Raw genomic sequence first — 25,515 nt, forward strand, 5'->3', positions numbered from 1 at the left:
TTATGGAATCTCAATCCTGTATGAATATTCGACAAGAATGGGATATTGTTGGAGCCAGGCAGCTTGGTCGGGACATTGCAAAAAAGGTCGGATTTGGCACCATTGATCAAGCGCGTATTGCAACAGCAATATCGGAATTGGCCCGCAATATATATTTATACGCAGAAAATGGGCAAATTTGCTTTGAAGTAATTGATACCCTCGATCAAAAAGGGATGTCCATTATTTCTATTGATTCAGGGCCTGGAATAAGTGACATTTCCCTGGTAATACAAGACGGTTATACAACTTCCGGTGGTCTGGGTGCAGGGCTTCCAGGTATAAAACGTCTCATGGATGAGTTTGATATACAGTCGGAGGCAGGTAGTGGCACAAAGATAAAAACAGTTAAGTGGCTAAGGTAACCAATGAAACCGGCTCTTCCGCTGATATTTACAAATTTGACTTCTGGAAACACGCGTTAACGTTTTCGGAGATCATACCTGTATAAATATAATTTTGGGGGATAATTCCAATGGATAAGACGATGAAATTAGATGCAGCCAATTATAAGGATTTATTGAAACATTATATTGAAAAACCAAATGAGCAATCGTTGTACGGAGCTGAACAAGTTAGCAAATCGTTTATTAGTAATAATATTCTTCCGGAAGAGATTATCAATTTGCATATACAGGCATTGAGTGAACTATACCCCAATCTCTCTGAGGAGTTCCAGCATTCGATGGATTTTTTGCTGGAGGCGATGATTTCCTATGGTCTTGCACTTCAGGAGTATCAAGCATTGCGGGAGGAACAAATGACTATGAAGTCGGAAATAGCTGTTGCCGCAAATATGCAAGATAGCCTGCTTCATACGACAAAGCCGGAGATAGATGGCATCGATATAGGTGTCATAAGTGTTCCTGCACATCAGATGAATGGAGACTATCATCATTTCTTAAAAGGAAAAGATGGTTCCCTTGGTATTGCTATAGCAGATGTTATCGGAAAAGGCATACCTGCAGCATTATGTATGTCCATGATTAAATATTCACTGGAGAGTTATCCCGAGGAAGCCATGGATCCAACAGCAATATTAAAGAATTTAAACCGTGTTGTAGAACGAAATGTTGATGCGAGTATGTTTATCACCATGTTTTATGCACAATACTTTCCTTTAAAGCGTACACTCCAGTACGCTTCAGCAGGTCATGAACCGGGCTTTTTCTACAATGCCGAATTCGATTCGTTTGAAGAGATCACAGCGAAAGGGCTTGTTCTTGGTGTATTCCCCAATACGGATTATCAACAATATGAAAAGAAACTTGATAAAGGTGACATGGTTGTCTTATTAACGGACGGGGTCACCGAAAGTAAAGATGGGGAAAGGTTTATTGAAAGCGAAGAGGTACTCGATGTTATCAAACAATACGCCTATCTACCTGCACAGGAAATGGTTAATAACGTATATAAGCATTTCGAACGTCTACAAGACTTCCAATTAAGAGACGACTTCACCTTATTAATTTTGAAAAAAGACGTTTAATGCGATATACAAATGGGTATTGGTATAAATGCAATTATAATTATATACGGCTCGGAAGACATGGTCTTCTTATTATGAATCATATAGTCGTTTCAGGAGGTTAGTCATGAATTTAGTGGTTGATGTCGTTGATCAACAGGAAACATCCACTGTTCATCTTTCAGGTGAAGTGGATGCCTATACAGCGCCTGAATTAAAAGCGAAACTATTACCTTTAACTTATCACCAGGGACATACGGTTAACGTGGATTTAAAAGATGTTACGTATATGGATAGTACAGGCTTGGGTGTTTTCATTAGTGCGCTTAAATCTACGAATGAGCATGAAAGTAAACTAAAATTAATTAATATCCAGGAACGTGTACTGCGCCTGTTTAAAATAACCGGATTGGATGAAATTATGGATATTGATGCTGGGATTCGAGGTGGAAATGTATAATGGATAATTTTGATTTTATCGAGATGAAGATTCCTGCAAAAGCGGAATATGTCGGAGTTATAAGATTAAGCATTTCCGGGATCGCCAGTAGGATGGGTTTTTCCTATGAAGATATTGAAGATTTGAAAATTGCTGTATCAGAAGCAATTACCAACGCAGTGACACATGCCTATGAGAACGCAGATGAAGGGGAAGTGACGCTTGGATTCGGTGTATACGAGGATCGGTTGGAAGTTATGGTTGCTGATTATGGGGGAAGCTTTAGCTTAAATGAAGTGAAGCAAGACATAGGCCCCTATAAAAACACAGAGTCTGTTGAAAATCTGCGTGAAGGAGGATTTGGCCTATTTTTAATCGATGCACTGATGGATAAAGTTCAGATTAATAATAACTATGGTGTAATCGTCCTAATGACGAAGTATCTTAATGAAACCGAGGTGGGGCTTGATGACAACCAAATCTCAACCAGACAATAAAGGAAGAGATGAGGTTTACCAATGGATAGAACATCTGCAAAAAGAGCCCACGGATGAGGCAGTGCAAGAAAAAATTGTGCTTATGTATAAAGATCTCGTGGAATCTATTGCAAGAAAGTATGCTAAAAGCAGTACCATTCACGAAGATTTAGTACAGGTGGGTATGATTGGATTATTGGCCTCGATTAGAAGGTATGATCCGACATTTGGTAAATCCTTCGAGTCCTTCGCCATTCCAACGATAATTGGTGAAATGAAACGGTTTATTCGTGATAAAACTTGGAGTGTACATGTACCACGCAGAATTAAAGAGCTAGGTCCCAAAATAAGAAAAGCTGCAGAGGATTTAGTAAGCATAAATCAAACATCCCCAACAGTTGTCGAAATTGCAGATTATCTTGATGTTTCCGAAGAAGATGTACTGGAAACAATGGAGATGAGTAAAAGCTATAAGGCACTTTCTGTGGATCACAAGATAGAAGCAGACTCAGATGGCAGCACGGTCTCCATCTTAGATTTAATCGGGAAAGATGAACGTGGTTTTGATAATATTGATCAGCAAATAATACTGGAGAAAATTCTACCTGTATTGTCTGAACGGGAACAGCAAATCCTACAGTCCACGTATTTTGATAATTTAAGCCAGAAAGAAACCGGAGAACTACTTGGTATTTCACAAATGCATGTGTCAAGACTGCAACGTCGCTCTTTACGTAAACTGCGGGAGGCTATCCAATCTGAAAGCTCGGAGGTATTTGATTGAATACCCTCGACAAAGTGAACGTTTCTGTTTTTCAACAGCCAAAAAAAGGAAATTATCACTGTGGAGACAGTTATTTTTATATGGAAACAGAAAATGAATTTGTATGTGCATTAGCGGATGGGCTTGGCAGTGGTGAAGTTGCAAAGGAATCTTCCCAAATAGTTATTGATATTATTAGAGACAATATTCATGCAACAGTAGAGCAACTTGTCAAACTATGTAATACAAAATTATCTGGGAAACGAGGCGCCGTTGTAGGAATTTTAAAATTGGACTTTGTATCCGGGCTGTATTCCTTCTCCTCCATAGGGAACATAGGTGTCATGACCATTAAAGAAAGCCAAAAGAGAAAGCGTACGATCCCGAATGCAGGCTATTTAGGCGGGTATCAACGTTCTTTTAAAATAATGCAGGAAAAACTCGAACCTAATATGAATTTCATTATGTTCTCTGATGGCGTATCTGATAAAGATTTGTCCAAGAAGTATTGGAATAATCACGATGTTTATACGATCACGAAAACATTTGAGCATATTAGTGATGACATTCGAACAGATGATACGACATTAATTGCAATTCGATATAAAGAATAAATCAGGCTGGCGCTGACGTGTCGGTCTTTTTCATTGAACAATGACATTCTCGGACTGACCAAGAGTGCTTGGGGCTTCATATTGTTGATGAGTGTCTTTTCTCATTTGTGATCCGCATTATGCAATCACCCTATTCTTTGGTAAAATATAAGAGGTTAGCAAAGGAGGAACTACTGTGACTAATGAATTAAATAAAGATCTCATCCAATGGGTCTCCGGGGAAACGCAAGTAAATAAAAGTATCATCAGTACAGTGATCGGTTTATTGGACGAAGGAAATACAGTCCCTTTTATAGCGCGTTACCGCAAAGAAGTAACAGGTGGCTTGGATGAAGTACAAATTAAATTAGTACAAGATAAATGGACCTATGCAGTTAATCTGTCAGAAAGAAAACAAGAAGTGCTTCGAATCATTGATGAACAGGGCAAATTGACCGGGGAACTGGAAAAGGAAATTACAGAAGCAACCCAATTACAACGTGTAGAAGATTTATATCGCCCTTATAAACAAAAGCGCCGGACAAAAGCAACAATTGCCAAAGAAAAAGGATTGGAGCCACTAGCTGAGCAAATTTGGATGCAGGAAATGACGGCTATCCATGCTGAGGCTGAGAATTATTTTTCCGAAGAACATGATTTACATACCATCAATGATGTACTTACAGGCGCAAATAATATACTTGCCGAATGGATTTCTGATGATCCCGCGTACCGGGAATATATACGTAAGGAAACATTTCAACGAGGAACCATGCAATCAGAAGTGAAGAATCAGGAAAAAGATGAAAAAGCTGTCTATGGCATGTACTACGATTATAGCGAATCAGTGCGCTCCATGGTGTCTCACCGAATTCTAGCATTAAATCGCGGCGAAAAAGAAGAAGTGCTCAAAGTTAGCATACAGCCACCAATAGAAATTATAACGGAATACTTACGCCGTGAAATAATAAAAAGAGCTACAAACGAACAAACGGTAGAAATACTTCATGAAGCGATCGACGATGCTTATAAGCGGTTAATACAACCATCGATTGAACGGGAAATACGTAGCAGCCTCACTGAAAAGGCAGAAGAACAAGCGATTGAAGTTTTTTCGAAAAATCTTAAAAACCTATTACTTCAACCACCATTGAAAGGAAAAACCATCCTGGGGGTTGATCCTGCTTTTCGGACAGGCTGTAAGTTAGCAGTCGTGGATGAAACCGGCAAAGTGCATGATGTCAGTGTCATGTATCCAACTGCGCCAAAAAACGACACTGCAGGAGCTGAAAAGGTTGTCCTGCAATTTATCAAGCAATACAATATTGAACTTATTGCAATCGGAAATGGTACCGCATCTCGCGAAACAGAGCAATTCATTTCTGATGTTATTACGAAAAACAACTTGGATGTTCCATATATCATTGTTAACGAAGCCGGGGCAAGTGTTTATTCCGCTTCCAAATTGGCACGTGAGGAATTCCCTGATTTACAGGTAGAAGAAAGAAGTGCCGCATCTATTGCGCGCCGGGTCCAGGATCCACTTGCTGAATTTGTAAAAATTGACCCTAAATCCATTGGCGTCGGGCAATACCAGCATGATGTCAGTCAAAAATTACTGAATGAATCTTTAACATTTGTTGTGGAAACAGCAGTAAACCAGGTTGGTGTCAATGTAAATACTGCTTCATCCTCTCTTCTGCAATATGTAGCAGGCCTAAGTAAAACGGTCGCTGCGAACATCGTGACCAAACGTGAGGAGGAAGGGAAATTTACCAACCGCAAGCAGTTGAAGAACATCCCTCGTCTTGGTGCAAAAACATATGAACAAGGGATCGGATTCCTACGGATTGTTGATGGGGATCATCCATTAGACCGTACACCGATTCACCCGGAAAGCTACGCGAATGTGGAAAACCTCCTACAAATGATTGATTGTAAATTAGATGATATTGGCACAGATAGACTACAAGCGAAAATAAAATCATTGGATAAAAAGGAAACGGCAACAAACTTAGCAATAGGGGAACCCACACTGATTGATATTATGAACTCCCTGAGCCGTCCGGAACGTGACCCGAGGGATGATTTTCCACAACCGGTTTTGAAACAAAATGTTATGTCTTTAGAAGACCTAACCCCAGGAATGGAAATGCAGGGCACGGTCAGAAATGTGGTCGACTTCGGTGTTTTTGTGGATATTGGCGTCAAACAGGATGGACTTGTTCATATTTCAAAAATGGCAAATAAATTTGTAAAGCACCCAATGGACATCGCTTCAGTAGGAGATGTCATTACCGTCTGGGTGGAAAATATTGATGCAGATAAAGGCAGAATTGCATTATCAATGATAGGAAGTGAAAATTAGACTGGAAGCTGGTTGCTTTTTTAGGCAGCTGGCTTTTTGTTTTGTGGGCGTTTCCGGAGTCTGAAATATCTAAGTGCTAGAAACTGGAGTGATGGGCTGATTTGGTTGCTAAATGATCCACTGTTTTAAATTATAGGGGATAAGGAATAAAAAAAGAATAGTGCAAAACTGCACTATTCTCTCCTCATTCTTTTATTTCTTTACACTTTCGGGAACAGATAATCCTAAATCTGCAGCGACTCTTTCGCCCCAATCAGGGTCTGCTTTGTAGAAATGTTCAATTTGACGTAATTTGATTTCGTCACGTTCAACTGGTCTCATATGATCAGCAAAGTTTTTAACAAGACGGGCTTTCTCATCTTCACTCATCAAACGATAAAGATCTCCAGGCTGCGTATAGTGATCTGTACTGTCGTAAGCTACACTATCAGCTTCACCGGATACTTCGAATGGTTTGATTTTTGTAGAAGGATCTTCAACCGGCCCATCTACACTATTAGGTTCGTAAACGGGAGCATTTCCACTATTACCGTCTACCCGCATAAAACCATCACGTTGATAGTTATTGATTTCATTAGCCGGACGGTTAACCGGAATTTGTTGATGGTTTGCACCTAAACGATAGCGATGCGCGTCGGCGTAACTGAATATACGACCTTGAAGCATTTTATCCGGTGATGCTTCAATTCCAGGTACAAGGTTTGCTGGTGACAATGCGGATTGCTCTACATCAGCAAAATGATTTCCCGGATTCTGGTTTAGCACCATTTTTCCAACTTCAATTCGTGGATAATCTTTTTTGGAAATCGTTTTTGTAATATCAAACATGTCCCATTTGTATGTCTTATAATCTTCATATGGAATGATTTGTACATATAAGGTCCATGATGGGAAATCTTCATTCTCAATTGAGTTGTATAGGTCTTCTCTATGGTAGTCAGGGTTTTCGCCAGCTAGCTTATCTGCTAACTCCGGATCTAGTCCTTGTACACCTTGATCACTGATAAAATGATAGACGACCCAGAAAGCTTCTCCTTCTTCATTTACCCATTTGAACGTGTGGCTGCTGTATCCGTTCATATGACGGTAGGTTGCCGGGATACCACGATCACCGTGCAGGTACGTGATTTGATGGAGTGATTCTGGTGATAATGACCAGAAGTCCCATACCATATTAGGATCTTTTAATCCATTTCCAAGACGTTTTTGTGAGTGAATGAAATCAGGGAACTTTATTGCATCACGAATGAAGAAAACAGGAGTGTTGTTACCAACTAAATCATAGTTTCCATCTTCCGTGTAAAATTTCAACGCAAATCCGCGAGGGTCTCGAACCGTGTCGGGATACCCTTGTTCACCAGCAACCGTTGAAAAACGAGCAAACATGTTGGTGCGTTTTCCCTTTTCACTTAGAAATTTAGCTTTCGTATATTTAGAGATTTCATCGTTTGTAACTTCAAAGTATCCAAATGCGCCTGCCCCTTTTGCGTGAACAACACGCTCTGGAATACGTTCTCTATTAAAGTGTGCCAGCTTTTCTAATAGATGATAATCTTGAATTAAACCAGGACCGCGATTCCCAGCTGTGAGTGAGTGTTGGTTATCTCCAACCGGAATACCAGCGCCAGTCGTTAGTGTTTTTTTATTATTACTCAATGTAAATCCCCTCTCCTTTACGTATTATAAGTAACTTCTTTTTCTATTATAATACATTTTAATTAAAAATCAAAGTTTAATTATAATTATTTTAGATAATATTGATAGAGTGAATAAAAACCAGGGACAAAAATATGTATTAATATAGATGTTTATGATAGAATAAAAGTGAATATGTATAAGGAAGTTTTTCGCAAATGGATCTATTAAATGAAAAAGAGCTTTATCAATTGGTTCATAAACTATCCGTGGATCATTTTAAAAAAGCTTTTACACATGACGTGGCATTTAACTATCGCCTTCGGACAACAGGCGGAAGATATATTCCGACTAAAAAACTTATCGAACTAAACCCAAAATATGTTGTTGAGATGGATGAAAATGAGTTTATTGGTATTATTAAGCATGAATTATGTCATTATCATCTTCATATAGAAGGAAAAGGTTACAAGCATGGTGATAAGGATTTCAAGAAATTATTAAGGGAAACTGGATCTCCCAGGCATTGCACCCCGCTACCATCCCAAAAAAGGGAATATAAGTATACATATCTTTGTCTGAAATGTAAGCAGGAATATAAAAGAATGCGGCGTGTTGATGTGAAAAAGTATAAATGCGGTAAATGCGGAGGTAAGTTGCAAGCACTAAAATAGGTGAAAAGCGAAGTTATAAATAAATTACGGGAAATCCATTGACGAATTATGTCATCCATGGTAAATTAAATAAGCTAATGAATGGATATGTTGTTGAAGCAACAATTTTTAATGAAAAAATCATTGACAAATGACATAAGGATATTGTATTATATTTCTCGTTGCGCAATTACGATATAAGCAGATTATTCCACAGTAGCTCAGTGGTAGAGCTATCGGCTGTTAACCGATCGGTCGTAGGTTCGAATCCTACCTGTGGAGCCATATGGAGAAGTACTCAAGTGGCTGAAGAGGCGCCCCTGCTAAGGGTGTAGGTCGCGAGAGCGGCGCGAGGGTTCAAATCCCTCCTTCTCCGCCATTTATATGGCCCGTTGGTCAAGCGGTTAAGACACCGCCCTTTCACGGCGGTAACACGGGTTCGAGTCCCGTACGGGTCATCTTTCTTTTTAAATAAAATAGGTTGGGTCCGGTAGTTCAGTTGGTTAGAATGCCTGCCTGTCACGCAGGAGGTCGCGGGTTCGAGTCCCGTCCGGACCGCCATTTGTTGGGCTATAGCCAAGCGGTAAGGCATCGGGTTTTGATCCCGTGCACCCCAGGTTCGAATCCTGGTAGCCCAGCCATTTTTATGAGATGTCTATATATTGTTAGTCCTATCTCCATGTTAAAATATCATGAGAATGAAACAAATATGAGCCATTAGCTCAGTTGGCAGAGCATCTGACTTTTAATCAGAGGGTCGGAGGTTCGAACCCTCCATGGCTCACCATTTAAATAGAAGACATGCGGGTGTGGCGGAATTGGCAGACGCGCTAGAATCAGGCTCTAGTGTCTTCGGACGTGGGGGTTCAAGTCCCTTCACCCGCATTACTAAAATAACTGCTGTGAATATTCATGGCATTTTAATTTTTAGGCAGGGTATACAAACGTCTTTGGGAACTCGTTTATAAATCTATGCGGTCGTGGCGGAATGGCAGACGCGCTAGGTTGAGGGCCTAGTGGGAGTTAATCCCGTGTGGGTTCAAGTCCCACCGACCGCACTCAAAAACTTGTAATCTGTTGCTGAGATATGTTATATTCGGATACGTGTTTTTTTAAGCGCCCGTAGCTCAATTGGATAGAGCGCTTGACTACGGATCAAGAGGTTAGGGGTTCGACTCCTCTCGGGCGCACCATTTCACGGGAAGTAGCTCAGCTTGGTAGAGCACTTGGTTTGGGACCAAGGGGTCGTAGGTTCGAATCCTGTCTTCCCGACCATTTGAATATGACTGACTGAGTAAGATGTTAGCAAGGCCTAAGCAGAAATTAGTACGGAAATAATATATTTTATTACCATGCGGGTGTAGTTTAGTGGTAAAACCTCAGCCTTCCAAGCTGATGATGTGGGTTCGATTCCCATCACCCGCTCCATTTTATTATTTGGGCCTGTAGCTCAGTTGGTTAGAGCGCACGCCTGATAAGCGTGAGGTCGGTGGTTCGAGTCCACCCAGGCCCATTTTGCTTTTTCTAAGCAAATAACATATTGACTCAAGGTAGCCGATATGTTACATTAATTAGGTCGCCTTTTTATGAGGTGTTGTGAAATATTCGTTTCTCAAAAGAAAGTTATTGACTTTGAGAAATGGGTATGGTAAAATAATTAAGTTGCTAACTTATAGCAACATATGCATTTGCTCTTTGAAAACTGAACAAAACAACCAGTATGTCAAACAGATGGTAGAGGAAAGAAATCACGAAGTCCAATGGTTCATCTGGACGGTTGATTTCACCCTTGAAACCATGTGAAAAGCGAAGATATATCATTGATCGGTGTCAATGATAGACAAACTTCATTATTTATGGAGAGTTTGATCTTGGCTCAGGACGAACGCTGGCGGCGTGCCTAATACATGCAAGTCGAGCGCGGGAAGCAGGCAACAACCCTTCGGGGTTTGCGCTTGTGGAACGAGCGGCGGACGGGTGAGTAACACGTGGGCAACCTACCTGAGAGACGGGGATAACTCGCGGAAACGCGAGCTAATACCGGATAACACTTTTGATTACCTAATGAGAAGTTGAAAGGCGGCTTTTATGCTGCCACTATCAGATGGGCCCGCGGCGCATTAGCTAGTTGGTGAGATAAGAGCTCACCAAGGCGACGATGCGTAGCCGACCTGAGAGGGTGATCGGCCACACTGGGACTGAGACACGGCCCAGACTCCTACGGGAGGCAGCAGTAGGGAATCATCCGCAATGGACGAAAGTCTGACGGTGCAACGCCGCGTGAGTGATGAAGGTTTTCGAATCGTAAAACTCTGTTGTTAGGGAAGAACAAGTATCGTTTGAATAAGGCGGTACCTTGACGGTACCTAACCAGAAAGCCCCGGCTAACTACGTGCCAGCAGCCGCGGTAATACGTAGGGGGCAAGCGTTGTCCGGAATTATTGGGCGTAAAGCGCTCGCAGGCGGTCTTTTAAGTCTGATGTGAAATCTTGCGGCTCAACCGTGAGCGGTCATTGGAAACTGGAGGACTTGAGTACAGAAGAGGAGAGTGGAATTCCACGTGTAGCGGTGAAATGCGTAGAGATGTGGAGGAACACCAGTGGCGAAGGCGACTCTCTGGTCTGTAACTGACGCTGAGGAGCGAAAGCGTGGGGAGCGAACAGGATTAGATACCCTGGTAGTCCACGCCGTAAACGATGAGTGCTAGGTGTTAGGGGGTTTCCGCCCCTTCGTGCTGAAGTTAACGCATTAAGCACTCCGCCTGGGGAGTACGGCCGCAAGGCTGAAACTCAAAAGAATTGACGGGGGCCCGCACAAGCGGTGGAGCATGTGGTTTAATTCGAAGCAACGCGAAGAACCTTACCAGGTCTTGACATCCTCTGCGATCGGTAGAGATACCGAGTTCCCTTCGGGGACAGAGTGACAGGTGGTGCATGGTTGTCGTCAGCTCGTGTCGTGAGATGTTGGGTTAAGTCCCGTAACGAGCGCAACCCTTGAGATTAGTTGCCAGCATTGAGTTGGGCACTCTAATTTGACTGCCGGTGACAAACCGGAGGAAGGTGGGGATGACGTCAAATCATCATGCCCCTTATGACCTGGGCTACACACGTGCTACAATGGATGGAACAAAGGGCAGCGAAGCGGCAACGCTAAGCAAATCCCATAAAACCATTCTCAGTTCGGATTGCAGGCTGCAACTCGCCTGCATGAAGCCGGAATCGCTAGTAATCGCGGATCAGCATGCCGCGGTGAATACGTTCCCGGGCCTTGTACACACCGCCCGTCACACCACGAGAGTTAGCAACACCCGAAGTCGGTGAGGTAACACGCTTTGCGTGAGTCAGCCGCCGAAGGTGGGGCCAATGATTGGGGTGAAGTCGTAACAAGGTAGCCGTATCGGAAGGTGCGGCTGGATCACCTCCTTTCTAAGGATAGAAACGGAAACGCCGAGCGATCTATTTCAGATCTTTTGGTGGAGACATACATGGTTGTTTGGTTCAGTTTTGAGAGAGCAAATCTCTCTATTTGTACCTTGAAAACTAAATAAGAGTACGAACGACATCAAAACATGAATGTGCTTTTGAAACAAAGCAAGATTTAGTTAAGTGAACAAGAGCGCACGGTGGATGCCTAGGTACGAGGAGCCGAAGAAGGACGGGACTAACGCCGATATGTCCCGGGGAGTTGTAAGTAAACGTTGATCCGGGAATTTCCGAATGGGGAAACCCCCTGTTCGTAATGGAACAGGACGTCTGTCTGAATACATAGGATAGATGAGGCACACCCGGGGAACTGAAACATCTCAGTACCCGGAGGAACAGAAAGCAAAAGCGATTTCCCAAGTAGCGGCGAGCGAAACGGAATCAGCCCAAACCGAAAAGCAAGCTTTTCGGGGTTGTAGGACACTCCTACGGAGTTACCAAAAAATGCTTTAGATGAATCGATCTGGAACGATCAGCCATAGGAGGTAAGAGCCCTGTAATCGAAAGAGCATTTTCTCCGGAGTGTATCCTGAGTACGGCGGAACACGAGAAATTCCGTCGGAATCCGGGAGGACCATCTCCCAAGGCTAAATACTCCCTCGTGACCGATAGTGAACCAGTACCGTGAGGGAAAGGTGAAAAGTACCCCGGAAGGGGAGTGAAAGAGAACCTGAAACCGTGCGCTTACAAGTAGTCGAAGCCCGTTAATGGGTGACGGCGTACCTTTTGTAGAATGGACCGGCGAGTTACGATCCCATGCGAGGTTAAGTGGAAGACACGGAGCCGCAGCGAAAGCGAGTCTGAACAGGGCGTATGCGAGTATGTGGTCGTAGACCCGAAACCGTGTGATCTACCCATGTCCAGGGTGAAGGTCAGGTAACACTGACTGGAGGCCCGAACCCACGTATGTTGAAAAATGCGGGGATGAGGTGTGGGTAGGGGTGAAATGCCAATCGAACACGGAGATAGCTGGTTCTCTCCGAAATAGCTTTAGGGCTAGCCTCAAGGGATGAGTACTGGAGGTAGAGCACTGATTGGACGAGGGGCCCTCACCGGGTTACCGAATTCAGTCAAACTCCGAATGCCAGTTACTTGACCTTGGGAGTCAGACTATGGGTGATAAGGTTCATAGTCGAAAGGGAAACAGCCCAGACCGCCAGCTAAGGTCCCTAAGTATACGTTAAGTGGAAAAGGATGTGGCGTTGCTCAGACAACCAGGATGTTGGCTTAGAAGCAGCCATCATTGAAAGAGTGCGTAATAGCTCACTGGTCGAGTGACGCTGCGCCGAAAATGTACCGGGGCTAAACGTATCACCGAAGCTGCGGATTGTTCTTCGAACAATGGTAGGAGAGCGTTCCAAGTGCTGGGAAGTCAGACCGTGAGGACTGGTGGAGCGCTTGGAAGTGAGAATGCCGGTATGAGTAGCGAAAAAAGAGTGAGAATCTCTTTCACCGAAAGCCTAAGGTTTCCTGAGGAAGGCTCGTCCTCTCAGGGTTAGTCGGGACCTAAGCCGAGGCCGAAAGGCGTAGGCGATGGCCAACAGGTAGATATTCCTGTACCACCTCATGACTGTTAGAATGATGGGGGGGACGCAGGAGGATAAGGAAAGCGCACCGATGGAATGGTGCGCCCAAGCAGGGAGCGAGTTGGATAGGCAAATCCGTCCAACGCTAACGTGACTTGTGATGGGGAGGGAAATAAAGTACCGAAGTTCCTGATTTCACACTGCCAAGAAAAGCCTCTAGTGAGGTCATAGGTGCCCGTACCGCAAACCGACACAGGTAGGCGAGGAGAGAATCCTAAGGTGAGCGGGAGAACTCTCGTTAAGGAACTCGGCAAAATGACCCCGTAACTTCGGGAGAAGGGGTGCTCACGAGTAGTGAGCCGCAGTGAATAGGCCCAAGCGACTGTTTATCAAAAACACAGGTCTCTGCGAAGCCGCAAGGCGAAGTATAGGGGCTGACACCTGCCCGGTGCTGGAAGGTTAAGGGGAAACGTTAGCTTTTGAGCGAAGCGTAGAACCGAAGCCCCAGTAAACGGCGGCCGTAACTATAACGGTCCTAAGGTAGCGAAATTCCTTGTCGGGTAAGTTCCGACCCGCACGAAAGGTGCAACGACTTGGGCACTGTCTCAACGAGAGACCCGGTGAAATTATACTATGCGTGAAGATGCGCATTACCCGCGACAGGACGGAAAGACCCCGTGGAGCTTTACTGTAGCCTGATATTGAATGTTCGTGCAGCTTGTACAGGATAGGTGGGAGCCTTAGAATCGTGAGCGCTAGCTTACGAGGAGGCACCCGTGGGATACCACCCTGGCTGCACGCACCTTCTAACCCAGAACCGTGATCCGGTTCGGAGACAGTGTCAGGTAGGCAGTTTGACTGGGGCGGTCGCCTCCTAAAGTGTAACGGAGGCGCCCAAAGGTTCCCTCAGAATGGTTGGAAATCATTCGTAGCGTGTAAAGGCAGAAGGGAGCTTGACTGCGAGACCTACAAGTCGAGCAGGGACGAAAGTCGGGCTTAGTGATCCGGTGGTTCCGTATGGAAGGGCCATCGCTCAACGGATAAAAGCTACCCCGGGGATAACAGGCTTATCTCCCCCAAGAGTTCACATCGACGGGGAGGTTTGGCACCTCGATGTCGGCTCATCGCATCCTGGGGCTGTAGTCGGTCCCAAGGGTTGGGCTGTTCGCCCATTAAAGCGGTACGCGAGCTGGGTTCAGAACGTCGTGAGACAGTTCGGTCCCTATCCGTCGTGGGCGTTGGAAGTTTGAGAGGAGCTGTCCTTAGTACGAGAGGACCGGGATGGACACACCGCTGGTGTACCAGTTGTTCCGCCAGGAGCATGGCTGGGTAGCTACGTGTGGCACGGATAAGTGCTGAAAGCATCTAAGCATGAAGCCACCCTCTAGATGAGACTTCCCATCACATCAAGTGAGTAAGATCCCTCAGAGACGATGAGGTAGATAGGTTCGAGGTGGAAGCGTGGTGACACGTGCAGCTGACGAATACTAATCGATCGAGGACTTAACTAAATGGCTTTTAGATGTACGTTACGAACACTCTTATTTAGTTTTTAGGGTATAAATGCATAAAACCCTTGCATTTTCGTTTGGAAATGCCTATAATATATCTTGTCTTTCCTTTTCCATAAGGAAGTGCTGATAAGAAAGAGACAAAACCACGTAAGCCGTTAGGTCTGGTAGTCATAGCGGAGAGGTCACACCTGTTCCCATGCCGAACACAGCAGTTAAGCTCTCCAGCGCCGATGGTAGTTGGGGCTTTGCCCCTGCAAGAGTAGGACGCCGCCAGGCTTTACATATATAACATTCTGATAGTATAATTAAAAGTGTTATTATATGTATTCTTGCAAAAAATAATGATTTTTATTTCTTATTTATATCGCGGGGTGGAGCAGTCTGGTAGCTCGTTGGGCTCATAACCCAGAGGTCGTAGGTTCAAATCCTGCCCCCGCAACCAAATTATTTCAGGTACTTATGAAGGTATATGTACTTGAGTGCAAGCGAATATTTCAACTAACTTGCTAGTTGAAAATATTAGCATGTTTTGATGCTATCCAAATGCGCTAACTGACTAAATCGAATTACAATTTCTCATGAATAAAAGCATAGTTAATATATCCAAATAAGTTAGTCATATTTGGTCCGGTAGTTCAGTTGGTTAGAATGCCTGCCTGTCACGCAGGAGGTCGCGGGTTCGAGTCCCGTCCGGACCGCCATTTAAAAAAAGTTGCTTATCTACACATGATTTCTTTAAGAAATTGATGTGTTTTTTTATATTAGTAAACTTGATGTTCCCTAGCTTGTACTTATATAAATCGGAACGTTTGATACATTACTATTTGCTAAACATACATAAGGGAAATTCTCTTCTAACTAATACACCTCTCATTTGAACTTAACTCTCCTTCCAATCGTCTTATTTCAAATATCTCCATGCCATTTCCAGCAAATAATTTCCTGTTGTTATCGATTATTTTTTCTTTTTTGCTATCTTTTTGCTATTATTGGTATAGTACTGTTAAAACGAAATGGTGATAAATGATGGATGAATTTTCATTTATAGAGTCGATTAAACAACAGTTTTATAAGCAGTCAACCTTATTGAAAGGAATCGGCGATGATGCAGCTGTTTTTCGTCAGCATGCACAGGACATTGTGACTGCTGTAGATACCTTTGTAGAAGATGTCCATTTTTCCAAAGATACAATGGAGGCTTTTCATGTTGGTTATCGTGCACTTGCAGCCAATATCAGTGATTTGGCGGCAATGGGAGCTACACCTGCTTTTTACCTCGTTTCCATTGTAATTCCAAAATCATGGTCTGATCAAGAATTGGCCCAAATATTCTCTGGAATGAAAGAACTGGCTTCTTTTTACAAGATGGATTTAATTGGTGGAGATACAGTGTCTGGCAATGAGCTTACCCTATCCGTAACGGTTTTTGGTTATGTGGAACAAGAAAGAGCTCGTTATCGTAGTACCGCTTGTGCCGGAGATATTGTATTTGTTACAGGTACATTAGGAGATTCCCAAGCGGGATATCATATATTGACAACGCCAGGTGACTATACGGATTCGGATTACTTTATCAGGAGACATCAATTACCAAGTCCCAGCGTTGAATTTGCAAAACGTTTAAAAAAGTTATCTCGTGTGGCTTTGAATGATATTAGTGATGGACTTGCGAGTGAAACAGCTGAAATTGCGGAGGCCTCCCAGGTTACGATAACGTTGTATGATAACTTTATCCCGACAAGTAAATCTATGCAGCAATTTACGGAGGATCTGCAGCATAAGTGGAAACTCTATGGCGGGGAGGACTTTGAACTATTAGGAACTGTCTCAATCCAGGATTGGGAAATAGTGAAAGAAATTGCTGATGAAACGAATACGAGAATTTCTAAAATAGGCTACGTCACCGTAGATGAAGATAATGGTAGCGTATTTTTAGTTCAACATAATAAGCGCAAGCGCATATACAAAAGGGGATATACCCATTCCATTTGAGGTAGGTGTCTTAATGAGTGATTATCAACTAAAAACATATACTGCTTTAGAAACTACACGATTGGCTCAAACGTTAGCTGAATTGCTAAAGCCTGGTGACTTAATCACACTAGATGGTGAACTCGGTGCAGGGAAAACCACGTTTACAAAAGGACTTGGAACAGGACTAGGGATTAAACGAACAATTAACAGCCCGACGTTTACGATAGTAAAAGAATATGAAGGTGAACTGCCTTTGTATCACATGGATGCTTATCGCTTAGAAGATTCCGATGAAGATATTGGTTTTGAGGACTATTTTGATGGAGAAGGCATTACAGTAGTGGAATGGGCAACGTATATTGAAGAATTTCTACCCAACGAACGACTAATGATTACGATCAAATATATAGACGAGCATACTAGAGCTTTCGATTTCACTCCCTTTGGTGAGCATTATCAATGGGTGGTTAAGGCTTTAATGCATTCAGATTTATAAAAGGCTGGAACGATAAGGAGTTACGTTTTAATGAATATACTTGCAATCGATACATCGAATCACGTATTGGGTGTTGCCATCATGAAAGATGATCAAATAACAGGTGAACTGGTTACGAATTTAGCAAAAAATCACTCTGTACGATTAATGCCGGCAATTGATAAACTAATGAAAGAAGTGCAAATGACACCAGAACAGTTAGATAAAATTGTTGTAGCAAAAGGTCCTGGTTCTTATACGGGAGTTCGAATTGGTGTTGCAACTGCAAAATCGCTTGCCTGGGCATTACAGACCCCAATCGTGGGTGTATCTAGCCTGGAAGCCATTGGCTTTCAGGGGCGTTTTTTTAATGGTACCATTTGCCCGTTTTTTGATGCGCGACGCGGGTTGGTTTATACCGGTTTGTATACATGGGGAAATAACAAGCTTGAAACAGTATACGAAGAAAGAAATTGTTTAATGAAGGAATATCTAAACATGCTTGCTGAAGAGGGACGAAGCGTACTCTTCTTGAGTCCGGATATTTCATTACATCAAAAAGCGATTACCGAAAGCTTAGGCGAACTTGCAGTTATACCTGAAGGCCCTTATCATGTTGCTAAGCCGTCCTATTTAGCACTGGCAGGTAGGAACCGTGAGCCTGATAACGTGCATACATTAACGCCCAATTACCTGCGATTGGCAGAGGCTGAAGCCAATTGGAAAAAGCAACAAAAGGAAAGAACGTAAAATGGGAGAAAGGCTTATTCGGAAAATGGAAATTGCCGATGTAGATCAGGTCATGGAAGTAGAAAAAGCAACATTCGCAACTCCTTGGCCACCGGATATTTTTTATCAGGAACTTTTGGATAATAAGCATGCTTTTTATTTCGTTATGGAATTGGATGGCAAAATAATTGGTTACATTGGGGCATGGATCGTCGTCGACGACATGCAAATTACGAATGTTGCTGTTATACCTGCCTATCGTGGGCAAAAATTTGGGGAAATGCTTTTCAGTTACATTCTCCAATTTGCCATAACATTAGGGGTTGCTCGTTTGTCCCTCGAAGTGAGAAAATCAAATAGAATTGCACAAAAAATGTACCGTAAATTTGGACTTGTTCCTGGTGGTATCCGAGAAAAATATTATGCGGATGATCAGGAGGACGCTATCGTAATGTGGGTGAATTTATAATGGAAAAAGATGTGTATATATTAGGAATCGAAACAAGCTGTGATGAAACAGCTGCAGCTATTGTTAAAAATGGTACGGAAATAGTATCAAATGTAGTTGCCTCACAGATTGAAAGCCATCGTCGGTTTGGCGGAGTTGTTCCGGAAATCGCCTCAAGGCACCATGTGGAGCAAATGACAATCGTATTAGAACAGGCCTTTGCAGAAGCTGAGGTAACATGGGAATCGATTGATGCCATCGCTGTTACGGAAGGTCCGGGTCTCGTAGGAGCATTACTTGTCGGCGTCAATGCTGCAAAGGGCGCAGCTTTCGCAAAGCAAAAACCCCTAGTCGGTGTACATCACATCGCTGGACATATTTACGCAAATCGACTGGAACAGGAATTTGAGTTTCCACTACTTGCGCTAATCGTCTCGGGAGGTCATACAGAGCTTGTCTTGATGCGGGATCATGGGAATTATGAATTGATTGGCGAAACACGTGATGACGCGGCTGGAGAGGCTTATGATAAAGTTGCTCGAATGCTTGATTTACCATATCCAGGTGGTCCGGGGATTGATCGTTTAGCTGCCGAGGGGGAGGAAAGTATAACATTTCCACGGGCATGGTTAGACGAGGGAAGTTATGATTTTAGTTTTAGTGGACTAAAGTCTTCCGTTATTAATACGATCCACAATGGGAAGCAGCGTGGCGATGAATTAAAAGCAGCGGACATTGCCGCTAGTTTTCAGGCAAGTGTCGTCGATGTATTGACAGCAAAAACCGTAAAAGCAGCGAAAGCACATAACGTGAAACAAGTCATTGTTGCTGGTGGTGTAGCTGCAAATAAAGGTTTGAGAACCGCTATGGAAGAGCAATTTGCCCGAGCGGAAATACCACTGTTAATTCCGCCATTGCAATTATGTACGGATAATGCGGCAATGATTGCTGCTGCTGGAGCGGTTGCTTACGAACAGGAAAAACGATCAGAACTGGATCTTAATGCACATGCTTCTTTGGAATTACATTAACAAGTTATTCACATCCCTGTGGATGAAAATGATGAAACCTGCTGGGATTAGGGTGGATTTGTGGATGAAAAATGTGGGTAAAATCTAGAAATGATGTGGACAATGTGCATAACTTTGTTAACAACTGACGTTAAGGCTATTTTTAATGAAGTAGGCCTGTGGATTACGAAAACTAATCAATGCTTGATGAAGCGAAAAGAAATTTGGTGGTATTGCTATGTCTAAAAGGCAATCTTATTATATACAAAGTGATTTTATATTTTTATTTATATTATTTGCTTGTTTTAGTTTACTTGCGATATATAATGTACAGCAGCTCGAACAAAATGAGGGGAGTAATTTTGTTCTTCAGCAGGTCTTCTGGTTTAGTATCGGTGCTTGTTTTGTAGCTGCCATTCAATTCATTGATATGGACCAACTATATAAGGCAAGCATTTTTATCTACGGGCTCGGCGTGCTCGTTCTTGCTGTATTGTTAGTGAGTCCGAATAGTATTGCGCAACCGGTTAATGGTGCTAAAAGCTGGTTCCAGTTATTTGGTGTTTCCATGCAACCTGCTGAATTTGCCAAGATTTCTACCATTATATTCTTGGCAGCGACGATAAGTAGGCATAAAACAAAATTTGAAGTAAATACATTGAAAACAGATGGCTATTTATTGCTCAAATTACTTGCGATTACGGCTATCCCGGTTGCCTTGATTATGAAGCAGCCTGATTTCGGAACAGCGATGGTTTATTTATTTATTGTGGGTGTCATTATTATTTTATCCGGAATCGACTGGAAGATCATTGCAACGTTAATTATTGGTAGTTTAGCAGTTATTGCTGCAGCTTTTACATTTGTTATTCAATTTCCTGAACTATCTGCGGAGGTTGGAATTGAGCCTTATCAGGTGGATAGGATATTGACCTGGTTTGACCCGACACAGCCTGCAAGTGATGCTACCTGGCATTTTGATCAAGCCCATATGGGGTTGGGATCCGGAAATCTATTTGGCAAAGGCCTGGGTGGTTTGGAAGTACCATATCCAGAGGCACATACGGATTTCATCTTTTCTGTTATTGGGGAAAGCTTTGGATTTATAGGGAGTGCCATTGTCATCTTCTTGTATTTTATGCTGTTATATAAGCTGATTACGCTAGGTTTAAATACATTCAAATATTCGCCGTTTGCTGCATATCTTTGTTTTGGCTATTTCAGTTTAATGCTGGTACATGTATTTCAAAATATAGGTATGACAATTGGTATTATGCCGGTTACCGGTATTCCGCTACTACTAATCAGCTATGGCGGTAGTTCTGTTTTATCCACCATGCTTGGGTATGGAGTTGTCTACCGCGTAGCAGTGGAACACACAATACAAAGTGATTATCTTTTTAAATAGGAACAAAGGCAACTAAGTTATACACAACTCACAAATTTTATAATTTCCTAGACGAGAACAAGAGGAGGCCACATAATAAAAATCATGTGGCCTTTTTACGTTAGTCTTCCTGCAGTGCGGTCCATTCTTCTATTAGCGGATCAACTTGCTGTTTAAGCTCACTTGTTTGTTTGGTGAGCTCCAGTGCTTTTTCATGATCCTGGTAGTTCTCTGGTTCGGTCATTTTTTCTTCCAGTTTGGTAATTTCGAGTTCCAGGTTTTCAATGGTTTCTTCAAGTTCAGTGATACGGCGCTGTTTTTTCCTTTCTTCCCGCTGCGTTTGTTTATCTTCTTGAAAGCTCCGTTTCTTCTGTTCGGTTTTCTGGACAGTTTCCTCTGTTTGCTGAAGTCTGGCTATTTCCGCTTCTTCTTGCTTCTTTTCTATATAATAATCATAATCTCCCAAATAGATGGTTACACCACGGGAGAGCATTTCGACAACTTGATCTGTTATTTTGTTAATAAAATAACGGTCATGGGATACAAAAATGATGGTCCCTGGAAAATCAATCAAAGCTGCTTCCAGAACTTCTTTACTATCAATGTCTAGGTGATTTGTCGGTTCATCCAAAATTAAGAGATTCGCTTTTTGCATCATTAATTTAGCTAACGCAAGACGTGCCTTCTCCCCACCGCTTAGGGAATGAACAAGTTTTAGCACATCATCACCGGAAAACAAGAAATTTCCTAAAACGGTTCGAATATCCTTCTCATCAACATTTGGATAATCGTCCCATAACTCATGCAGGACTGTCTTGGAAGAGGATAAATTTGCCTGCTCCTGATCATAATATCCGATTTGCACATTCGTCCCTGGTTGGATGTGGCCACTGGTAGGTTTCACGCTTCCTACAATTGCTTTAAGCAAGGTTGTCTTCCCAACACCATTAGGACCGATCAAGGCAATTCGCTCCCCCCGGTTTACATGTAAGGTCACATTGGAAAACAAATCATTACTTTCTTCCTCATAACGAAATGTTAGATCGTCTATTTTTAAGACATCATTGCCGCTTTGTCTATGAATTTGGAAAGAGAAGTTAGCAGAGGCTTCTTGGCCCAATGGTTTATCCATTTTTTCCATTTTCTGCAGTTGTTTTCTTCGGCTTTGTGCACGTTTGGTTGTTGATGCACGCGCAATGTTACGCTGGATGAAATCTTCCATCCTGTTAATCTCAGTTTGCTGTTTCTCGTATTCCTGTAATTCTTTTTCATAATCAATCGCTTTTTGCTCTAGGTATTTACTGTAGCTTCCATGATATTTCTTCGTTTTATGACGTGAAATTTCATAAATAATAGCTACTGTTTTATCGAGAAAATAACGATCGTGAGAAACGATTACTACTGCGCCGGGATAGCTCATAAGATAATTTTCCAACCATCCAAGTGTATCAATATCCAAATGGTTTGTTGGTTCATCCAATAGGAGAAGGTCCGGTTTTTTTAGTAAAAGCTGTCCTAAAGCAAGACGCGTTTTTTGCCCGCCGCTAAGTTCATTTATAGGCGTGTTATAATCATAATCCTGAAAATTCAAGCCGGTCAGCACTGCCTTTATATCTGCTTCATAGGTGTACCCGCCCTTGTTTTGAAAAGCTTGCTGCAGGTTATCATAGTCTTGCAAGAGTTTTTCATAATGCGCATCCGAAAGTGCTGATGCCTGTTCCATTTTCTTTTCCATCGCCCGCAGTTCCTGCTCCATTTCGGTTAGCTGCTGAAATACATCAGCCATTTCATCCCAGATTGTTTGGACGGAATCTAAAGCGGTATGTTGCGATAAATATCCGATTGTAAGATTTTTGGGTTTAAATAATTCCCCTTCATCATAGGTTAGTTCCCCAGACATGATTTTTAATAATGTTGATTTACCCGAACCGTTTCTACCAACGATTGCTATTCGATCATTACTTTTCACTTCAAGTTTTACATTTGATAAAATTTCATCAGCTCCGAAAGATTTCGAGAGCTCATTTAATTGCATTACGATCATCTTCTCACCTCATCCCTCCTAGTGTATCGTATTGGGAATTAAGCTCGCAACAATTGTGAAATTAATCACGACTTTCTCTTACTTTTCTGCTAAAATAGGGGATAGATAATTTCGAATGAAGAGAGGAATAATAATGGATCAAAATAAGATACCACAGGCAACAGCGAAGCGTTTACCTTTATATTATCGTTTTTTAAACAATTTAAACCATCAAGGGAAATCACGCGTTTCTTCAAAGGAACTTAGTGAGGCGGTAAAAGTAGACTCAGCAACCATACGAAGAGACTTCTCCTATTTTGGTGCATTAGGTAAAAAAGGCTACGGCTACAATATAGAATATTTGCTTGGATTTTTCCGTAAGACATTGGATCAAGATGAGGTGACGGATGTAGCTTTAATTGGTGTAGGGAATTTAGGAACGGCTTTTTTACATTATAATTTTATGAAAAACAACAATATCCGGATTAAAATGGCTTTTGATACAGACAGAGATAAAGCGGGGACAGATATTGGCGGTGTGCCCATTCATCATATAGATGATTTGGAAACGAAAATGGAGGATATCCAAGTTGTGATTTTAACCATACCCGCAAGTGAAGCCGAGTTGATTACAGGACGATTAGTGGAAAAAGGAATAAAGGGAATTCTTAATTTTACACCTGCACGCCTGACGGTACCACCTTACATTCGCGTACATCATATTGATCTGGCTGTTGAGTTACAGGCGCTGGTTTACTTCTTGAAGCATTATCCTTTGGAGAACGATAGCGAAGAGGGATTTTAAGCGGAAGAGTGGTGCCATATCGATCGAGTAGAGCATTGAAACGATCGAGCGTCCTGCAAACGAAATCTCGTATTTTACACACCAATAGGGATACAAATCAATGGATTCGTATCCCTGGATAAAATCTTAAAATGCTGAATCTACGTGTTCTCTGTTACTTCTTATTCTTCGAGCGAAAATGGTCGGATATCATTTTAAATCCTACGCCGAAATCAAGTGTAGCAACAACTGCGAAAATGAGACTTGTTAAATCCCATGTTGAATCGCCATAATGAATGGCAAGATATATGAAGCCAATACCCATGGCAAAGTAAATGATTGCCATACCCATAAGTTAACCTCCTAAAAAGATCATCTGCATCTGTTCAAGTTCTTGCTGCATACGCTCCAAGTCTTCCGGATCCACTCCGAATTGTACGATCACGACAATCGTATTCATTGCCGCGTGTACGATAATGGGTACAAGAATTCGCTTGGTCTGCACGTAGAGAAATGCAAAGACAAATCCCATGGAAGCGTAAACCAGGAGGTGTGTAGGATCTAAATGAATGATCCCGAATATTAAAGCAGACAACAATGCCGCGATAAAGAAGTTCGTCTTCGCATAAAATTGGCCAAAAATAATTTTACGAAAGATAATTTCTTCTAGTACAGGTGCTATTATCGCAGGGATAATCATGAAAATTGGCAAAGCACGTGCAATATCCATGATTTGTTGTGTATTCTCCGAACCCGGGTCGATTCCAAGCAGATACGTTTCAATTGCAGCAGCAATACTCTGGGCGAAGAAAGCCATAAATACTCCCAGTATGCACCACCCAATTATCGCTACGGTGGATGCGGCATTACGCGCATTTCCGGCTTTCATATCAGGCCTTAATAAGACAAGCACAATTACAAGTGCCAAGACAAAACTTATAATTGACCAATAAATACTAGCCTGGACATAACTTATAGGGAGAAGTATGTACAGAATCGGCGCAAAAATAAGACCGGAAAACTGCATAATGAGATAGGTAACAATGATCCACCAATATCGTTTAGGCAAAATATAACGACTCCTTTTAAAATATATGTACTACTAGTGTATGTCTCACCGAAAGATCTATTTACAATCATACATTTTAACACAATTTTCCCCCGGGTAATAACAGAATGTCTCAAGCCTCCGAAGAATTCCCTCCGAAAAAGTGCCTGTGGGCGCCACCTCACCACCTGCAATTTGTCGAACTTTGTCGCACTAAACTAAAAATTACTTTTACATTATACTTGCATTTTTAAGCTGAATTATTTATCATATAAATTGGGATTAGCACTCGGGTCATTAGAGTGCTAACATGAACAAAATTGATATGGAATTAAGGAGGCAGATTTCATGATTAAACCACTAGGAGATCGCGTAATCATCGAGCTTGTTGAGCAAGAAGAACAAACGGCAAGCGGTATTGTACTTCCAGACTCCGCACAGGAAAAACCGCAAGAAGGGAAAGTAATTGCAGTTGGTTCCGGGAAAGTAACGGATAATGGCGAAAAAGTCGCACCGGAAGTTGCGCAAGGAGATGAGATTATTTTCTCCAAATTTGCAGGTACGGAAGTGAAATACGATGGCAAGGAATACTTAATTCTTCGTGAAAATGATATTTTAGCTGTTATTAGCTAAGCACTAATAAAAATTCTAAAAGCTAGATTTGAAGGAGGAAATGTTCAT

General features: G+C 42.3%; 20 protein-coding genes, 14 tRNA genes and 3 rRNA genes. 33 read left to right on the forward strand and 4 right to left on the reverse strand.

The features are described from left to right. Positions 1-2: 2 nt before the first annotated feature. The 7 genes from KFZ56_RS04640 (at position 3) to KFZ56_RS04670 (ending at position 6,146) form a co-directional block, all read left to right on the forward strand. Entirely contained in the window at positions 3-404 is a 402-nt protein-coding gene (locus tag KFZ56_RS04640) for an anti-sigma regulatory factor (RefSeq protein WP_222640572.1), read from the forward strand. A 110-nt stretch (positions 405-514) separates the two neighbouring features. Continuing rightward, positions 515-1,528, forward strand: coding sequence for a PP2C family protein-serine/threonine phosphatase (locus KFZ56_RS04645; protein ID WP_222640574.1), 1,014 nt, complete (start codon positions 515-517; stop codon positions 1,526-1,528). A gap of 106 nt (positions 1,529-1,634) precedes the next feature. Next, complete coding sequence (locus tag KFZ56_RS04650; RefSeq protein WP_222640575.1) at positions 1,635-1,967, forward strand: STAS domain-containing protein; 333 nt, start codon at positions 1,635-1,637, stop codon at positions 1,965-1,967. Then, on the forward strand, positions 1,967-2,443 hold the full coding sequence (rsbW, locus tag KFZ56_RS04655; RefSeq protein WP_255584837.1) for an anti-sigma B factor RsbW: 477 nt from the start codon (positions 1,967-1,969) through the stop codon (positions 2,441-2,443). The genes KFZ56_RS04650 and rsbW overlap by 1 nt, the downstream gene beginning before the upstream one ends. Beyond that, positions 2,415-3,206: an RNA polymerase sigma factor SigB gene (sigB, locus tag KFZ56_RS04660; RefSeq protein ID WP_222640577.1), complete on the forward strand. Its 792-nt coding sequence runs from the start codon at positions 2,415-2,417 to the stop codon at positions 3,204-3,206. The genes rsbW and sigB overlap by 29 nt, the downstream gene beginning before the upstream one ends. Then, positions 3,203-3,799 carry a PP2C family serine/threonine-protein phosphatase gene (locus KFZ56_RS04665; RefSeq protein WP_222640579.1) on the forward strand — a complete coding sequence of 199 codons (597 nt, stop codon included), beginning with the start codon at positions 3,203-3,205 and terminating at the stop codon, positions 3,797-3,799. The genes sigB and KFZ56_RS04665 overlap by 4 nt, the downstream gene beginning before the upstream one ends. Positions 3,800-3,974: 175 nt before the next feature. Then, the gene (locus tag KFZ56_RS04670; protein WP_222640581.1) at positions 3,975-6,146 is read left to right on the forward strand and encodes a Tex family protein; all 2,172 of its coding nucleotides are present in this window, start codon (positions 3,975-3,977) and stop codon (positions 6,144-6,146) included. Positions 6,147-6,338: 192 nt separating this feature from the next. Here KFZ56_RS04670 and KFZ56_RS04675 read toward each other — a convergent pair whose 3' ends face one another. Then, the gene (locus tag KFZ56_RS04675) at positions 6,339-7,802 is read right to left on the reverse strand and encodes a catalase (RefSeq protein WP_222640584.1); all 1,464 of its coding nucleotides are present in this window, start codon (positions 7,800-7,802) and stop codon (positions 6,339-6,341) included. Between the two features lie 197 nt (positions 7,803-7,999). On the opposite strand from KFZ56_RS04675, the gene KFZ56_RS04680 reads away from it, so the two are divergent. The 24 genes from KFZ56_RS04680 (at position 8,000) to KFZ56_RS04795 (ending at position 21,000) form a co-directional block, all read left to right on the forward strand. After that, complete coding sequence (locus tag KFZ56_RS04680) at positions 8,000-8,455, forward strand: SprT family protein (RefSeq protein WP_222640586.1); 456 nt, start codon at positions 8,000-8,002, stop codon at positions 8,453-8,455. A 189-nt stretch (positions 8,456-8,644) separates the two neighbouring features. After that, positions 8,645-8,719: transfer RNA gene (locus tag KFZ56_RS04685), tRNA-Asn, on the forward strand. Positions 8,720-8,722: 3 nt separating this feature from the next. Next, positions 8,723-8,813: transfer RNA gene (locus KFZ56_RS04690), tRNA-Ser, on the forward strand. Positions 8,814-8,820: 7 nt separating this feature from the next. Beyond that, positions 8,821-8,892, forward strand: a tRNA-Glu gene (locus tag KFZ56_RS04695). Positions 8,893-8,918: 26 nt separating this feature from the next. Beyond that, positions 8,919-8,995 (forward strand) — tRNA-Asp (locus KFZ56_RS04700). A gap of 5 nt (positions 8,996-9,000) precedes the next feature. After that, a tRNA-Gln gene (locus KFZ56_RS04705) sits at positions 9,001-9,075 on the forward strand. A 70-nt stretch (positions 9,076-9,145) separates the two neighbouring features. Beyond that, positions 9,146-9,221: transfer RNA gene (locus KFZ56_RS04710), tRNA-Lys, on the forward strand. Between the two features lie 16 nt (positions 9,222-9,237). Continuing rightward, a tRNA-Leu gene (locus KFZ56_RS04715) sits at positions 9,238-9,319 on the forward strand. An 89-nt stretch (positions 9,320-9,408) separates the two neighbouring features. Then, positions 9,409-9,492, forward strand: a tRNA-Leu gene (locus KFZ56_RS04720). 58 nt (positions 9,493-9,550) lie between these two features. Further along, positions 9,551-9,627 (forward strand) — tRNA-Arg (locus KFZ56_RS04725). A gap of 5 nt (positions 9,628-9,632) precedes the next feature. Then, positions 9,633-9,709, forward strand: a tRNA-Pro gene (locus KFZ56_RS04730). 79 nt (positions 9,710-9,788) lie between these two features. Further along, positions 9,789-9,862, forward strand: a tRNA-Gly gene (locus KFZ56_RS04735). 11 nt (positions 9,863-9,873) lie between these two features. Beyond that, positions 9,874-9,947 (forward strand) — tRNA-Ile (locus KFZ56_RS04740). Between the two features lie 340 nt (positions 9,948-10,287). Then, a 16S ribosomal RNA gene (locus tag KFZ56_RS04745) occupies positions 10,288-11,859 on the forward strand. Positions 11,860-12,033: 174 nt separating this feature from the next. Further along, positions 12,034-14,953: ribosomal RNA gene (locus KFZ56_RS04750) — 23S ribosomal RNA — on the forward strand. 163 nt (positions 14,954-15,116) lie between these two features. Beyond that, a 5S ribosomal RNA gene (gene rrf, locus KFZ56_RS04755) occupies positions 15,117-15,232 on the forward strand. The 16S, 23S and 5S rRNA genes sit together here with 14 tRNA genes alongside, the layout of an rRNA operon. A gap of 89 nt (positions 15,233-15,321) precedes the next feature. Further along, positions 15,322-15,398: transfer RNA gene (locus KFZ56_RS04760), tRNA-Met, on the forward strand. Between the two features lie 182 nt (positions 15,399-15,580). Continuing rightward, positions 15,581-15,657: transfer RNA gene (locus KFZ56_RS04765), tRNA-Asp, on the forward strand. Positions 15,658-15,982: 325 nt separating this feature from the next. After that, complete coding sequence (thiL, locus tag KFZ56_RS04770; RefSeq protein WP_222640588.1) at positions 15,983-16,948, forward strand: thiamine-phosphate kinase; 966 nt, start codon at positions 15,983-15,985, stop codon at positions 16,946-16,948. A gap of 13 nt (positions 16,949-16,961) precedes the next feature. After that, the gene (gene tsaE, locus KFZ56_RS04775) at positions 16,962-17,426 is read left to right on the forward strand and encodes a tRNA (adenosine(37)-N6)-threonylcarbamoyltransferase complex ATPase subunit type 1 TsaE (protein ID WP_222640590.1); all 465 of its coding nucleotides are present in this window, start codon (positions 16,962-16,964) and stop codon (positions 17,424-17,426) included. A 30-nt stretch (positions 17,427-17,456) separates the two neighbouring features. Continuing rightward, positions 17,457-18,155, forward strand: a complete 699-nt coding sequence (gene tsaB, locus KFZ56_RS04780; RefSeq protein ID WP_222640592.1) for a tRNA (adenosine(37)-N6)-threonylcarbamoyltransferase complex dimerization subunit type 1 TsaB — start codon at positions 17,457-17,459, stop codon at positions 18,153-18,155. 1 nt (position 18,156) lies between these two features. Then, positions 18,157-18,603 carry a ribosomal protein S18-alanine N-acetyltransferase gene (gene rimI / locus KFZ56_RS04785; RefSeq protein ID WP_222640593.1) on the forward strand — a complete coding sequence of 149 codons (447 nt, stop codon included), beginning with the start codon at positions 18,157-18,159 and terminating at the stop codon, positions 18,601-18,603. Beyond that, positions 18,603-19,613 (forward strand): tRNA (adenosine(37)-N6)-threonylcarbamoyltransferase complex transferase subunit TsaD, encoded by a 1,011-nt coding sequence (gene tsaD, locus KFZ56_RS04790; protein ID WP_222643899.1) that lies wholly within the window; start codon positions 18,603-18,605, stop codon positions 19,611-19,613. The genes rimI and tsaD overlap by 1 nt, the downstream gene beginning before the upstream one ends. Before the next feature lie 217 nt (positions 19,614-19,830). After that, positions 19,831-21,000, forward strand: a complete 1,170-nt coding sequence (locus KFZ56_RS04795) for an FtsW/RodA/SpoVE family cell cycle protein (RefSeq protein WP_222640594.1) — start codon at positions 19,831-19,833, stop codon at positions 20,998-21,000. A gap of 100 nt (positions 21,001-21,100) precedes the next feature. On the opposite strand, the gene abc-f is transcribed toward KFZ56_RS04795, so the two are convergent. Further along, positions 21,101-23,023, reverse strand: a complete 1,923-nt coding sequence (gene abc-f / locus KFZ56_RS04800) for a ribosomal protection-like ABC-F family protein (RefSeq protein WP_222640595.1) — start codon at positions 23,021-23,023, stop codon at positions 21,101-21,103. Positions 23,024-23,156: 133 nt separating this feature from the next. Between abc-f and KFZ56_RS04805 the strand changes: the two genes are divergently transcribed. Then, entirely contained in the window at positions 23,157-23,807 is a 651-nt protein-coding gene (locus KFZ56_RS04805) for a redox-sensing transcriptional repressor Rex (RefSeq protein WP_222640596.1), read from the forward strand. A gap of 154 nt (positions 23,808-23,961) precedes the next feature. On the opposite strand, the gene KFZ56_RS04810 is transcribed toward KFZ56_RS04805, so the two are convergent. Together KFZ56_RS04810 and KFZ56_RS04815 are read right to left on the reverse strand one after the other, a co-directional pair. Further along, the gene (locus KFZ56_RS04810; protein ID WP_222640597.1) at positions 23,962-24,138 is read right to left on the reverse strand and encodes a DUF4305 domain-containing protein; all 177 of its coding nucleotides are present in this window, start codon (positions 24,136-24,138) and stop codon (positions 23,962-23,964) included. A gap of 3 nt (positions 24,139-24,141) precedes the next feature. Beyond that, positions 24,142-24,855, reverse strand: coding sequence for a CPBP family intramembrane glutamic endopeptidase (locus tag KFZ56_RS04815; RefSeq protein WP_222640598.1), 714 nt, complete (start codon positions 24,853-24,855; stop codon positions 24,142-24,144). Positions 24,856-25,182: 327 nt separating this feature from the next. On the opposite strand from KFZ56_RS04815, the gene groES reads away from it, so the two are divergent. Next, the gene (groES, locus tag KFZ56_RS04820; RefSeq protein WP_222640599.1) at positions 25,183-25,467 is read left to right on the forward strand and encodes a co-chaperone GroES; all 285 of its coding nucleotides are present in this window, start codon (positions 25,183-25,185) and stop codon (positions 25,465-25,467) included. The last annotated feature ends 48 nt before the right edge of the window (positions 25,468-25,515 follow it).

It is taken from the genome of Virgibacillus sp. NKC19-3, from assembly GCF_019837165.1.
GTDB classification, from domain to species: domain Bacteria; phylum Bacillota; class Bacilli; order Bacillales; family Amphibacillaceae; genus Virgibacillus_L; species Virgibacillus_L saliphilus.

Excerpts from the sequence above, each read along its gene's own strand:
- KFZ56_RS04795 (WP_222640594.1), top strand. The coding sequence starts at position 19,831 with ATGTCTAAAAGGCAATCTTATTATATACAAAGTGATTTTATATTTTTA.
- KFZ56_RS04680 (WP_222640586.1), top strand. The coding sequence starts at position 8,000 with ATGGATCTATTAAATGAAAAAGAGCTTTATCAATTGGTTCATAAACTA.
- tsaB (WP_222640592.1), top strand. The coding sequence starts at position 17,457 with ATGAATATACTTGCAATCGATACATCGAATCACGTATTGGGTGTTGCC.
- KFZ56_RS04810 (WP_222640597.1), bottom strand. The coding sequence starts at position 24,138 with ATGGGTATGGCAATCATTTACTTTGCCATGGGTATTGGCTTCATATAT.
- abc-f (WP_222640595.1), bottom strand. The coding sequence starts at position 23,023 with ATGATCGTAATGCAATTAAATGAGCTCTCGAAATCTTTCGGAGCTGAT.
- KFZ56_RS04640 (WP_222640572.1), top strand. The coding sequence starts at position 3 with ATGGAATCTCAATCCTGTATGAATATTCGACAAGAATGGGATATTGTT.
- KFZ56_RS04650 (WP_222640575.1), top strand. The coding sequence starts at position 1,635 with ATGAATTTAGTGGTTGATGTCGTTGATCAACAGGAAACATCCACTGTT.
- tsaE (WP_222640590.1), top strand. The coding sequence starts at position 16,962 with ATGAGTGATTATCAACTAAAAACATATACTGCTTTAGAAACTACACGA.
- thiL (WP_222640588.1), top strand. The coding sequence starts at position 15,983 with ATGGATGAATTTTCATTTATAGAGTCGATTAAACAACAGTTTTATAAG.
- sigB (WP_222640577.1), top strand. The coding sequence starts at position 2,415 with ATGACAACCAAATCTCAACCAGACAATAAAGGAAGAGATGAGGTTTAC.
- rsbW (WP_255584837.1), top strand. The coding sequence starts at position 1,967 with ATGGATAATTTTGATTTTATCGAGATGAAGATTCCTGCAAAAGCGGAA.
- KFZ56_RS04645 (WP_222640574.1), top strand. The coding sequence starts at position 515 with ATGGATAAGACGATGAAATTAGATGCAGCCAATTATAAGGATTTATTG.
- tsaD (WP_222643899.1), top strand. The coding sequence starts at position 18,603 with ATGGAAAAAGATGTGTATATATTAGGAATCGAAACAAGCTGTGATGAA.
- rimI (WP_222640593.1), top strand. The coding sequence starts at position 18,157 with ATGGGAGAAAGGCTTATTCGGAAAATGGAAATTGCCGATGTAGATCAG.
- groES (WP_222640599.1), top strand. The coding sequence starts at position 25,183 with ATGATTAAACCACTAGGAGATCGCGTAATCATCGAGCTTGTTGAGCAA.
- KFZ56_RS04805 (WP_222640596.1), top strand. The coding sequence starts at position 23,157 with ATGGATCAAAATAAGATACCACAGGCAACAGCGAAGCGTTTACCTTTA.